Source organism: Facklamia miroungae (assembly GCF_012396555.1).
Taxonomy (GTDB): Bacteria; Bacillota; Bacilli; order Lactobacillales; family Aerococcaceae; genus Facklamia; species Facklamia miroungae.
In genome coordinates this window covers 23,962-36,610 of the sequence record NZ_JAAXPS010000003.1, presented here as the reverse complement: position 1 = coordinate 36,610, position 12,649 = coordinate 23,962, and the positions used below count along the sequence as shown (strand labels likewise).

Below are 12,649 nucleotides of genomic sequence, written 5' to 3'. Positions count from 1 at the left end.
CACTATAATTAGTGAGAACTTTTGAATGTCAATTAACGATTAAAGGAGACGTGCACATGGTCGTAGTGGTTTTGTGTAACGCTTCCACGATCTTCCATCGATTGCCATTGTCCACCTGTCCAGTCTCCATAAATTTGTTGCTTCCAGATAACGTATGAGATATTACTATTACCCATATTAGCAACAGCATCTGAAGCAATTTGATCTCCAATAGTTGATCCTACCGGCACCATAAAATCTACCGCTAAACCTTTCCCATGATCGCCAGAATCACCTGGGCGAAGTCCATAAGCTGTTACCCCATACGCATTAACAATGCGACTGCCATATTTCGCAGCTGAAGCTGAAACGCCAGCTAAAGTTGATGGAGTAGTATAATTAGGAATTACTTCTTCTGTAACAGGTGTTTCCTCATAAGTCTCAACTGCTTCTTCAGTTGTTGCCAGAGACGTAACAGGCGCTTCAACTAATTCTTCAGAAATTACTGGTTGTTCGACTTCTTCAGCAGATATAGTTTCTATTTCAGATGAACTTATTTGTGTCGTCTCAATTGAAGGCATTTCGGGTTTTATTTGCTCTTTTTTTGTTACTGTTAACTCAGCAGCATCTGGTTGCGCTGCTTCTTCAATTTCTGTTGTACTTACTTCCGCTTGAGGAGCTAAAGCTTCCTCAAATGTAGGTGCTTCAGTCAATACATCTTCTACGACAGCTTCCGTCACTTCAGGAATTTCATTTAATAACACAGCAGAGGTTTCAATTACTGCTTCTTTGTTTGACTCTGAAGGGGCAGTAGTCATTTCAGAAACTTCTTCAACCACTTCAAAATCTTCAGCTTCATTTACATTTAAAATTGGCTCTTTAGAAGTGACAACTTGGTCTGTTTGATTGTTTTGAACCTTGGTTTCTGTTTGAGGCGTTAAGCTCACTGGTACATCCATTTCATAAATTTCACCACTGGAAGCCTCAATATTCAATTTTTCAACGGCTTGATTGGCGTCATATTCTGCAACTAATTTTGTACCAGGATAAATTAAGTTAATGTTCTCAATTTGATTAACTTCAGCAAGAAAAGCTAAATCAATATTCATTGCTTCAGCGATCGCTCCAAGCGTATCCCCATACTTTACAACATAGGTCATTTTATTTTCTTCATCTAAAATCAACTCAGCATTTATCTCTTCAACAGTTCGCGCGTTCCACTCTTGAGCGGAAGTAATCGCTATTGGCGTTAGCATCAATAATAACGACGCTCCTAAACTCACTTTCTTATTGAATTTCATTTTTATATACACCTCATAAAATTTTAGTTTCTAGTTTATTTTCCTCAAGTAAATACAGTTTAAATCAATCCTCATATGTTAACAAGCTTTACTCTTGCAAATTAATCAATTGATTTCTATCTGTAACCTTATAAACATATAGGCCAGTTTTATGTAATCTATTTGTAAAATTCATATTTCCGTCAAAATTCTATGGTAAAATATTGCTCAAACACTCAGTAAAGGAAGGATTTTATGCCTCACGTTAAATCTTTTGATGGTCTCAAAGGAATTGCTATCTTATTTATTATTCTCTACCATCTCTGGCCCAATCTTTTTCCAGGTGGTTTCCTAGCGGTTAACATCTTTTTAGTTCTAGGTGCCTACTTTTTAACTCTTAAAATCTATGATTCTGGAGTGGTGAATAGCTGGTTTGCATTATTCATTCAATTTAAAAGAACGGTAACTCGTTTATTCTTTCCCATGATCTGGTTAGTGATACTGCTATTATTTTTTATCCAGATTTTTGACCCTAATTTATTGAAGTCAATGCGGACGGAATTACTTTTTAGCCTTTTGTTTGTTAATAATTATTTTCAAATTTTAAATGGTCGTTCTTATTTCACGGATATGGCGGTAACGTCCTACTTAACTCATCTGTGGTATGTTGCTATTTACTTGCAATCGTTTATACTTACCGGAACCTTAGTTTATTTAAGTAAAAACATGAAAATCGCTCCCAAAATATTAAGTATTTTTTGGCTATGTGTTTTTATTACTTGTAGTTTTCTAACTGCCACTGGTTTCCAATTTCAAGCTGACCCTTCAAATATTTATTATGGTTTTCACACTCGTTATGCCTCATTTGCAATAGGTGTTGCTAGTTATTATCTTATTCAAACTTTTAACCAAAAGGCCTTATCGCTTTCTCAGGATCAGTTGAGAATACATTACTTTTTTTCTGTCCTCATCGCTTTAATGATGTTACTCTTACAAATATTGTCTCTGTCTGACCAAGAGGCCGCTGCTTATATGTTAGGTCTCCCTTATTCAAATATCTTTACTGCCTTATTCATTATTGGAGCTGGCCAAAAATTCTTAATCTATGAAAAACTTTTAGGCAATAAGGTTTTTGCTTGGTTAGGTAAGCGATCATATAGTTTATACCTATGCTATTACCCACTATTAGTTGTTACTTATTCTTTCCAACGGGTATTTGCTAATCATATTGATGGACTTAAACTACTAAGTCTTGGTTTGATCATTTTTTTATCCGCGATCTTTTACTATCTTTTCGAATCCAATCATTTCCATCCATTATTTTCTAGCACATTGAGTCTTAAGAAAAAACTTTATTGGATCAAAGAGCACGTTCAGTTTCCCATTAAGAATGTCAAAGATTTTAGCACTGGCATAACTTATCTGCTTTTAATCTTTTTGAGTCTTATCGGCTTAGCCCGAAGCAAAAATGATAAACCAGTTGCTTTATTTGATCTTGAATATGGTATCTATACCACTCATCCTAATCCTTTTAGCTCTTTTTATAAAATAGACCAAACCTTAAAAAATAATCAATATTATTTAACTGGCTTTGATCAGTTGTCTGGTAGTAATTTTTCACACACTCAATCCGTCACATCGATGACTGACCAAGCGATTCAGTCTTTTCAAGCAGATTCAATTTTAAACCAAATAGGACACCTCTCTCAGGAAAAAAGACAGCGCTTCGAAGAAATTCAAAATCAGTTACCTAAGCTTGCAACCATTCTATCTCCTCAAGAGATTCTCTATGCTAATGAACTTCCGCTTACACTCTTTGGTGATTCAGTAGCTCAATTCATTGGAGGTAGCATTAATCAACTCTTTGACCAAGCAAATGCTTTTGGCTATGTAAGCTTAAATATTTGGCATTCCTATGATAAATTCCAATCCCTACTTGATCAGGGATTAGTTAAAGATAATTTAGTCATTAATTTAGGAACCAATGGTGGTTTAGATGTTCCTGCCACTGAAGAATTAATAAAAATGGCTGGTCAACGGGAAATTTACCTTGTGAATTCAAACTCTGATATTGAATTTTTAGACCAAATTGATCAAGTTATTCAAACTCTGACTCAGAAATATTCCAATGTTCATTTAGTCGATTGGCGAGCTATTTCATCTGGTCATCCGGAGTATTTCCGCGAAGATGATATTCATCCAAGTCTGGAAGGCGCTGAATTTTATCTCATCGAACTTGCTAAAACCGTATACCAAAACCGATCATAAAAGCAAAATTCTCAGCGGGTAGTTTGATATGCTCCCCCTTAAGTAGATACTTAAAAAAGTAAACTACTTAAGGGGGAATTTTTTGCGTTCTAATAGAAAACATACAGTCGAGGAATTAGAAGTATATATCAAAGCATATTTATCTGGGGTATCTTACCCCCAATTATATAAAGAAGGTGTTTTGTTGCTTTCTGAGTCTACCTTTAATCAGTATGTACTCAAATATCAAGAACATGGAAGAGTTGCATTAGAATCCAAGAAACGAAACAACACATACTCTCAAACATTTAAAGAAAGTAATATCGCCGAATATTTTGAAGTAGGTACTCCAATCAAAGTGCTAGTGAGCAACTACAATATTCTCAATCATTCAACGGTTCATAATTGGATTATCAAGTATACTAAGGGTGAAGCGCTAAAAGCCTATCATCCCAAGCCAGGACTGCATGCGATGAAATCAAAAAAATTCACATAATAAGAAAAGATTAATATTATCAAAGAATGTATTGAGAATGGACTTAATTATATAGCAATAGCTGAAAAGCATCACGTATCCTATAACAATATTTACACATGGGTTAAAAAGTACCAATAACATGGTCCTGATGGACTCATTGATACTCGAGGGAAACGTTAACACCTCATGCTTTTGATTTAGTCTACCTATGATTCTATCGAAGGTATCTATGGCTATCGTCGCATTACCATCTATCTAAATTATTATCACCATGCGAAAGTGAATCATAAGTATGTTTGCCGATTAATGAAGCTGATGGGGCTTCAAGCGGTCATTCATCGTAAAATTATCGCTATAAAGCGCTTCGCCCACAACACGTGGCTGAGAACATTTTTAATCGCGAGTTCAACCAAGCCTATCAGCCGATGGACGATTATTAACGGACATCATTGAAATGAAGTATGGTAATAATCAGAAAGCTTATTTAAATACGGTACTCAATTATGGTGGCAAAAAAATCGTAGCTTATCAGCTATCCAAACGTAATGATAATAGCTTGGTAAGGGCAACTTTCGACCCCTTAATTGGGAAAAGGATTCCATCTATAACGATGTTACATAGTGATCGCGGTTATCAATATACTTCCCCTTTCTTTAATCAATAAATTGAAGACTATGCGTTAATTCAAAGCATGTCACATCCGGTAAATGCAATGATAATAGGCCACTGGAGACTTTTTTGGGGAACCTTAAAAGAAGAAAAATATCGATTAAACACCTTTGAACCCTATGAAGAATTAACAGAAGCCACTGATGAATACATCCGTTTCTACAATAAAGAGAGAGTTACATTGTCTATGGGAGTAAGGATTCTATCATAAAAGACGAGTTCCGCAGAACTCGTCAATCATCTTGATTTATTACCTATCTACTTAAAAGGGGCAGTTCAGTTAAGCAACGGAGTGTTTTATTTTTGACTATTTATGATAAGCGTGACCATTAATTATCCGAAAAGATCGATATATTTGCTCAATAAGAACAAGTCGCATCAACTGATGTGGTAGTGTTATTCGCCCAAAGGAAATAGATCGATCACTCACTTTTTTCAATCTTTCGGCTAGGCCCAATGATCCACCAATAATAAAACTGATATGCGAATGGCCATAGGTAGCAAATTGATTAATTGATTCTGCTAGCTCCTCTGATGAAGTAAGTTCTCCTTCAATTGCTAATACGATCACTTTACTTTGCTTGTTTAATTTCTTTTCGATTCGGTCTGCTTCTAAATTTAAAACTTGTTCCACTTCTAGATCCGTCATCTCTTCCTTAGTCGCTTCATCTGATACTTCATGAACAGAAATTTTGGCATATGAAGAAAGTCTTTTGAGATACTCCGCCATTCCGGCCTTAATATACTTTTCCTTCACTTTACCTACACATATGAGATCAATATGTAGCATGAATTACCCCCTTGATAATATCGAGACTGTGAACAAAACAAAGACTTATCCACAGACTTACAATTAAGTTGTGGATAAGTGTTCTTGCCTGTGCATAAACAACTAGTATGGAATCCCGTCGTTTTCTTTAGATTCCTCTTCGGCTGGGAAAGGTTGAATCTGAGAAGGGTTTTCCACAGCCGCTTCCAACGTTATTTCTACTTCGATGTCTTCTTTTGCTCGACGAATAGATAGTTTTACTTTGTCGCCGACCTTGTATTCATAGAGAAATTTCTTCAAATCATTAATCGTCTCAATTTCTTTACCATCGATCGCTTTAATTAAATCATATTCTTTAAGACCTGCTTTTGCAGCTGAGCCATCGGGATCGACTTCACGAATAAAGGCTCCCTTGACATCGTCTTCACTCAAGCCCATCACTTGTGTTCGATAATCCGGATGAACTAAACTCAAGCTCGTATAGCTGATTCCCAGTACAGGTCTAACGACTTCGCCATTTTTCTCAAGTTGACCAATAATATCAACCACATCAGAAGATGGAATCGCGAAGCCCATTCCTTCTACACCAGTTGCTGATAATTTACTAGAATTAATCCCAATTAACTGTCCTGATGAATTTAATAAAGCTCCACCTGAATTACCTGGGTTAATGGCTGCATCTGTTTGCAATAAACTCATATCCCAATCAGGTACTCGATCCCCATTTAAATCGACTGGAACTGATCGATCGAGTCCAGAAACAATTCCTTTGGTAACTGAAGTAGCAAATTCACTACCTAAAGGTGAGCCAATCGCGATCGCTACTTGACCTACTTGAACATTATCCGAGTCAACAAATTCTAGAGCTTTACTTGCGACAGAAGCATCAATCGTAATTACAGCGAGGTCACTTAATGTATCACTACCTACAAGTTCTGCTTCTACTGTTTCGCCACTTTTTAAGCGTACTTCTAAAGCATCAGCATCCTCTACCACATGGTGATTTGTAACTATATAGGCTTTATCCCCATCAATTCGATAGACAACTCCAGATCCTTCACCAATGACTTGTAAGTCTTTATCCTCTTCATCCGGCATGAAATATTGATTATATTGATATTCAGAGAAAGGATCCAGACCATGATAGCTCTTTTGCTTATTGGCAATTGATACAACTGCCTCACTTGCTTGATTTACCATATCCACCATCTTTTGCTCTGTATCCGGTAGTTGATTAGGCTCAGCTGTCTTAATAGAGCTTTCTACTTTACTGGGTTCTTGCGAAAAGGCTGAAAAATCATTGTTAAAACTTAGACTACCAGCGAGTAGTAAAGATAGGGTCATTCCAGAAAGACCAACAAAAATTTTACGCCAACGCTTTGTTCCATCATTTTGATTAAGTTCTTCTTTCATATCATATCCGTCCTTTCTATTCGGCTTACAGGATGAACTATAGCACTGTTTTTTTAAGAAAGTATGAATTATCATCGCTAATTTTTCTTTTTAATTGCGAAAAGTTGAAGTTTACTTATAACTTTTGAATGGGGGTCGCCTCTTTTGGATCGGTCATATGAAGAATCAATTCATTTCTTGTATCTACATCATACCCTTGTAACGTTTCTTCCATCGTTAACATGGCTAGCTCTTTGGTGTTATTATCCTGACTTAAATGACCGAGGTAAATATCTTTTGTCTTAGCTCCCATTAAATCTCTGATAGCCAAAGCACCATCTTGATTGGAAAGATGACCCTTATCGCTAAGAATTCTTTGCTTAACTGACCAAGGATAAGGTCCGTATCGTAAAAGCTCAATCTCGTGATTTGATTCAATCAGATAAGCATCTGCATTCTTAAGTTGGCTACGCAAGCGCTCTGAGACATAGCCTGTATCTGTCAACATCACGAATTGTTTTTTTCCCTTTTGAAATGCATAAAATTGTGGATGCGCTGCATCATGACTAACATTATAACTCACGATATCAATGTCACCTAACTGCAACATAGTTTCTGGTTCAATGTATTGCTTGTTTTCGGGAGCAATTTCACCGATCATGCGATCCATGGCTTTCCAAGTCGCTTTGTTCGCATAAACAGGTAAGTTATAGCGACGTGAAAGGACTCCCACTCCATGAATATGATCTTTATGCTCATGAGTGACAAAAATAGCATCCACCAAACTAATATCACGATCAATTTGTTTAAATAATGACTCAATTTTTTTGCCACTTAACCCTGCATCGACTATAAAACGCTTTTGCCCTGACTCAATATATGTACAATTTCCGGTTGATCCACTGGCTAAAATTGAGAAGCTTAAGTCAGTTCGTTGAGCAGATATTTCTTCTATTTTTTCTCTAGCTGTTTGGCTGTGATATTTGATATCAAATGCTTGCTCAAAATCCAACTTGGCTTCTTCCATTTACATTCACTCCTGTTCTTGTTTCTATTAAAAGCCGCCTGAATGTGTTCCTCCTCCAGAACCACCCATAGACCCGCCTGAAAAGCCTCCACCAAAACCTCCACTATTATTACCTGAAAAACTACTTTGACTACTTGGTTGGGGGGTCACGGAATGTATAGACTGGCTAACTTGGCTTCTAAGTATTTGACTGTATAGGTAAGGTTGACTTAGAGTCTGGAGACTTTGTCCCTGAGCTTGAATTTCACTCGCATCAAACTCCATTTCAATAGCTTTTACTACTTTGTCGGCAACTCCTAAACTCGTAGCATAAACTAAAAATTCTTCCCATAAAGGCAATGAGGCAATTTCACGAACTTTAAAACGACCAATATCCTTTAACATTTTAGCAAAAGCCTTCCATTTGTCACCCATTTCTTGCTGCTGAGTGGTTAATAGAGGACGCCACTTTAAAAGACTATAAACCAAAATCAATAAACCAACAGTCAAAAGAATACTAATGGATAAGATAACAAATGCTGTCGAAGTTGAATTTTCAGAAATCAAACCCGCTTCATCTTGTTTATAAAGAAAATATATAGTTAAACCGATCGATACTCCCATCATAAAAAGGGCCATTAAGAGCATACCATTTATTTTTTTTGTCATTTCTAAGGCTGCCCCACGGTATTTTTCGCCTTCTACCGTCAATTTATTTTTAAATCGAGTCCAATAGCTAAACTGCTTTTTACGAAAAGTTGCATTCTTTTTTGCTAGTTGGTCGATTTCAGCTAAAGTAACTCCGGCATTTTCTTTAGCAGATGTAAAATAATCCCAAACATACTCTTCGTGAGCCAACATTCCTTCAGGATAATTTGACTCTGAGTAAAGAGGAGTGATGATGATTGTTTCATCTGATTTTTTCCCGCTCGGAATCGTTTCAAGTTTAAGCCACCCTTTTTGAACTAGGTGTAATAGAGTTGCTACGAAATCATCTTCTGTCGGTTGGTGCCGCAAATAGCGAGTAGCCATTTGGCCAGGACTAATTCGTTCCGGTAAATCATATAAATAATCTGGTACATAAACAGGTTGGGGATTAAGTTTTTTAAATTGATGGAAATACCTCAGCAAAGCAAGTAAAGCTATAATGGGAGCAAAGATAGAGGCCGCTATAGCTAATGCCGCTCTTAAAAAACTTGTCTGTTTGGCTTGTTTCGCATCTTTTTCAACTTGGGCTTCTGCCTTTGAAATGATTTGGTCTAACCGTTTTTCATTGACTTTATTTGGATTACTTGCTGTCCATGAATTAGGAAAAACAATATGTCCTTCTACAAATTGAGCGGCTGTTCGATTGGGTACATTTAGATAAATTACACTCTTTCCTGCTTCTTCAACAATCTTCACCTGCCCTTGTGGCGCTCCATAGCCCCAAGCTCTCACATCCTCTTTTCGAGAGGCTTTTTCAGGTAATTCGATTCGTATTTCAACATCCGTGGTATGCTCTGAGCGTCCAAACTGACGGAGTAATTCTGCCGTATCTTGGTAATTAGTCACTAATTGATCCAATTTATAATGAAATACAAAGTATTTACCTTCATTTTCTAAGGGGTAGAAGACTTTGGTCTTGAGAATCCCATCTTGTTCTTCTGTTAGATAGGTATTTTTACTTTGACTAGTAGATCTTTCTAAAGGAGTAATGGTACCTTCCTTATTATCACTCACCCCAACTGTAAAATTAGACAAATCATAGCCTTTATGATCCAAGTCAAACAAGACACCGTTCATAAACTCTGCATCGTAATACTGAAAATCAGTAAAATCTACACTCCCATCCTCATTAACTTCTACATTGATAAACTGATCGGTGATTGAAAAGTCAACTTCTTGAGCAGTTATTTGCGGAATCAGATAAAACGATAAACAGAGTATAGAAAATATAACACTCAGTATACTTTGGATACGATTCTTAGACATTTGAAGTCCTCCTTTTAATCGGTTTCAGAAATTTTGCGCAACCATCTTCCCTTTGGATCGATCAATTCAATCCATTCTTTAATAGCTGGTTGTAAAATGTTCGCTACAGAGCCATGGACGCGATAAAAATCAGCATTTTGACTTCTACTATTTTTTTCTAAATCCATCATATCAAAACAATGAGTAAAAGCTTGTTGAATAGTGGCTATTTCGTCCAAACTCACAGCATAAATCAATAGTTTTTCCCATTGATCAATATCCGCAAATTGCTTTAAATCTATGCGGTTTATCGTCCTCAAATCGCTCTTAAAGGAATCCCAAATCGCTACTTGCTGATTGGTTGATTTTCGATATAAGTATTCTCTGATTAGTAAAAAGGCTAATCCTAATTGAACTAGAATATGGCTTCCAATAATCACCAATACTCCTATTAACCATTGACTCCGATCCTGATTAATCAAATCAAGTGTAATTCCAACTGCTAACAACAGTGTAAAGATCAATACGATTATACTAAAAATGATTAAATAATTTTTCTTTTTCCTTCTTGGATAGTCTGCTGTCACACTTTTTACTTTAATCGCATCTGAGTATTTTTTCCATAAATCTTGGTAGGCTTTTTTATTTTGTTTTCGCTGGCGAATTTTAGCAATGATTTCTTCAAGGGTAATAACCTTCTTTTCCCCCATATCTAAGCTGATAAGTTGCAAGGCGTAACGTTCATGACTTGGTAAAAGCGTCTGATTAGGCATATCTTCTAAGAGACGAAAAGCCAAAGTGAAACCACTTCTAACGCGACTATGACTCCGAGTGGACATCCTTACTGGAAGTAATTTTATGTATCCTTTACGCCCTAACTCTAAAATGCTAGCTGCTAATTCATTCGGTCCGGGTTCTTGCTGATAAACTAAAGAATTAATTAAACAGGACTCAATCGGTTCCGGAAGTTTTCCTAGTTTTGTTTTCTCGACGATCGGTGCTTTTTTATTCTTTTTAATTTGCTTATACTTTTGATAAATAATCATTGTTCCTAAGAAAGGTACCAAAATTGCCAAGCCAGTTCGCATCAATAAGTGATAATCTCGCTGTTTTGTTTGTTCGGCTAATTTTTGTTGAATATTCTTTTCTTTCGTCTGGATCGATTGTTTACCTTTAATATCAATCTGATTAGGATTGTTGGGTGTGACCGATTTAGGGAAAAAAGCATGTAAAGAAATAGGCTGATTTTCTTTTATTTTTGAGGAAAGTTTCATTACCAAGAGCGTTATACCCTCTTCGTTTTTATATTCAAAATGATTCACTTGTGTATCATGAAGCCAGTAACTGATATTCTCCTCTTTCAACTGTCCTGCAAACGAGAGATTTAAGGTGATGTTAGTGTTTTTCCCCTTATTAGAATCTAATAAAGGCAACCAAGCTCCCTCAAAATAGGCACCATCTTGATAATTAATCACTGCTTGATCCAAATCATACTCAATAAGATAATGAACCTTACTGTTAACAACCGGATAAGTAATTCTCACTTTTGCTTCTATGGGGTTTTGGGTCATTTGATAGCTCCCCGCCACACCGCTACTCGTTTCTGAAAAATAATTGATCGTTTTGTCTTGCTCAATGATTCCAACCCGGTAAGATGATAATTTTTGATCATCAGTAGGAATACTTATCTCGAGTTGGTTTAAATCATGAGCATCAATTTCGTAATTTAATCGTACATGTGTATTCCCTTTCGCATCAATGGTCGCATCAATCGTTTGATTTGTTACTTCAAACTCATTTTCTTGTCCAGAAACGCTAAGACTATTAACCCATCCACCCATTATAACAAAGAGAATGATCCCAAATGTTATGCTTCTTAGTAATCTAAATAATTGATCATCATCCGTTCTCTTCATTCATTACACCCTTATCTCTTATAACATTCATCCATTGGTTAGTTATTATAACTCTTAGACTTGGTATTTATAACATTGCCTTTAATCGCATCCACTAACACTGAAACTGTCTGACCGCTTTCCTTACGAAAATAAATGACTTCCCAAGCAGGCAAATATAAATTAAATTGTTTGGTTTCAACTGAACGAAAATATCCCAATGTCATCGAAACAATCTCTGCATCATTAGGTAAAGTCGTGTCAATCCGATTTTCAATAACTGCTATGACTTCATTCGTTGAAATGAGTTTCCGATGGTCTTCTAAGCGAGTAAAAGGATCTTGATAGGTTTGCGTATAAGAAACCATATCGTAATTATCATCCAATAATATTCTAATTTCAGCTGTTCCATCAGATATTGGTACTGCTGACTTCATGGACGGATCTTCAAGATCGCCACCTTCTTTTGTAACCATGCGGATAATAATCATCCGATCCTGTGGAGAATACCAGTGATTTAAATAAAGATTTCCATGAATAAAATAGCTTGGATTCGATAGGATATTTTCATGAATCCAGGCAAAATCATCAGTGGTTAAACTAAGTGTCTCTTCTCCAAGTGAGATATCTAATTCAATCGGACTAGAAAATTCACTTATTAAGACTCCATCAGGATCAATTGAGACTGACTGGTTTTGTAGTTGCTGACGTTTTCCCCACAATTCGTTGTTTGGCGTGTTTTTTAGAACTGCCAACTCAGGCGCCGTTTGATTTAGTTCAACAGAAGGATTAAATTTGATTCCACGATCTCTCATTTCTTGAATCGGATTAATTTGAGCGGTTGGATCTTGAAAATTCAAACCAAATGCTCCACGCTCAATCAGGAGATAGGCTAAAAATAAATCAAAAATTACAAAAAAGACTAATAAGATCATTTGTATTCTTTTAAAGTCCATTTTTTCTCCTTTCTAATCTTCAAGA

General features: G+C 36.3%; 12 protein-coding genes and 1 pseudogene. 6 read left to right on the top strand and 7 right to left on the bottom strand.

The genetic code is table 11. The annotated features are described in order from the left end of the window. Positions 1 to 32 precede the first annotated feature (32 nt). The gene (locus tag HF969_RS03775) at positions 33 to 1,280 is read right to left on the bottom strand and encodes a LysM peptidoglycan-binding domain-containing protein (RefSeq protein ID WP_090289655.1); all 1,248 of its coding nucleotides are present in this window, start codon (positions 1,278 to 1,280) and stop codon (positions 33 to 35) included. 234 nt (positions 1,281 to 1,514) lie between these two features. Here HF969_RS03775 and HF969_RS03770 point away from each other — a divergent pair, with 234 nt between their 5' ends. The 6 genes and pseudogenes from HF969_RS03770 (at position 1,515) to HF969_RS10165 (ending at position 4,864) form a co-directional block, all read left to right on the top strand. Further along, complete coding sequence (locus HF969_RS03770; protein ID WP_090289656.1) at positions 1,515 to 3,527, top strand: acyltransferase family protein; 2,013 nt, start codon at positions 1,515 to 1,517, stop codon at positions 3,525 to 3,527. A gap of 82 nt (positions 3,528 to 3,609) precedes the next feature. After that, the gene (locus tag HF969_RS03765) at positions 3,610 to 4,002 is read left to right on the top strand and encodes a hypothetical protein (RefSeq protein ID WP_090289657.1); all 393 of its coding nucleotides are present in this window, start codon (positions 3,610 to 3,612) and stop codon (positions 4,000 to 4,002) included. Positions 4,003 to 4,011: 9 nt separating this feature from the next. Continuing rightward, the gene (locus HF969_RS10175; RefSeq protein WP_090289699.1) at positions 4,012 to 4,122 is read left to right on the top strand and encodes a transposase; all 111 of its coding nucleotides are present in this window, start codon (positions 4,012 to 4,014) and stop codon (positions 4,120 to 4,122) included. A gap of 78 nt (positions 4,123 to 4,200) precedes the next feature. Then, positions 4,201 to 4,437, top strand: coding sequence for a helix-turn-helix domain-containing protein (locus tag HF969_RS10170; protein WP_090289658.1), 237 nt, complete (start codon positions 4,201 to 4,203; stop codon positions 4,435 to 4,437). Beyond that, a pseudogene (locus HF969_RS03750) lies at positions 4,421 to 4,648 on the top strand (DDE-type integrase/transposase/recombinase); the annotation flags it as partial. The gene HF969_RS10170 and the pseudogene HF969_RS03750, both read left to right, overlap by 17 nt. Before the next feature lie 27 nt (positions 4,649 to 4,675). Then, entirely contained in the window at positions 4,676 to 4,864 is a 189-nt protein-coding gene (locus HF969_RS10165) for an IS3 family transposase (protein WP_090289660.1), read from the top strand. A 96-nt stretch (positions 4,865 to 4,960) separates the two neighbouring features. Here HF969_RS10165 and rlmH read toward each other — a convergent pair whose 3' ends face one another. From rlmH to yycI, 6 genes are all read right to left on the bottom strand, one after another. Then, a complete protein-coding gene (gene rlmH, locus HF969_RS03740; RefSeq protein WP_090289661.1) occupies positions 4,961 to 5,443 on the bottom strand; it encodes a 23S rRNA (pseudouridine(1915)-N(3))-methyltransferase RlmH in 483 nt (160 codons plus the stop codon). 102 nt (positions 5,444 to 5,545) lie between these two features. Further along, positions 5,546 to 6,835 (bottom strand): S1C family serine protease, encoded by a 1,290-nt coding sequence (locus tag HF969_RS03735; RefSeq protein ID WP_090289662.1) that lies wholly within the window; start codon positions 6,833 to 6,835, stop codon positions 5,546 to 5,548. A gap of 115 nt (positions 6,836 to 6,950) precedes the next feature. Next, positions 6,951 to 7,841, bottom strand: coding sequence for an MBL fold metallo-hydrolase (locus HF969_RS03730; protein WP_090289663.1), 891 nt, complete (start codon positions 7,839 to 7,841; stop codon positions 6,951 to 6,953). Between the two features lie 27 nt (positions 7,842 to 7,868). Then, complete coding sequence (locus HF969_RS03725; protein ID WP_090289664.1) at positions 7,869 to 9,794, bottom strand: DUF2207 domain-containing protein; 1,926 nt, start codon at positions 9,792 to 9,794, stop codon at positions 7,869 to 7,871. 14 nt (positions 9,795 to 9,808) lie between these two features. Then, positions 9,809 to 11,689, bottom strand: coding sequence for a DUF2207 family protein (locus HF969_RS03720; RefSeq protein WP_090289665.1), 1,881 nt, complete (start codon positions 11,687 to 11,689; stop codon positions 9,809 to 9,811). 38 nt (positions 11,690 to 11,727) lie between these two features. Then, the gene (gene yycI / locus HF969_RS03715; protein WP_090289666.1) at positions 11,728 to 12,624 is read right to left on the bottom strand and encodes a two-component system regulatory protein YycI; all 897 of its coding nucleotides are present in this window, start codon (positions 12,622 to 12,624) and stop codon (positions 11,728 to 11,730) included. Positions 12,625 to 12,649: the final 25 nt, after the last annotated feature.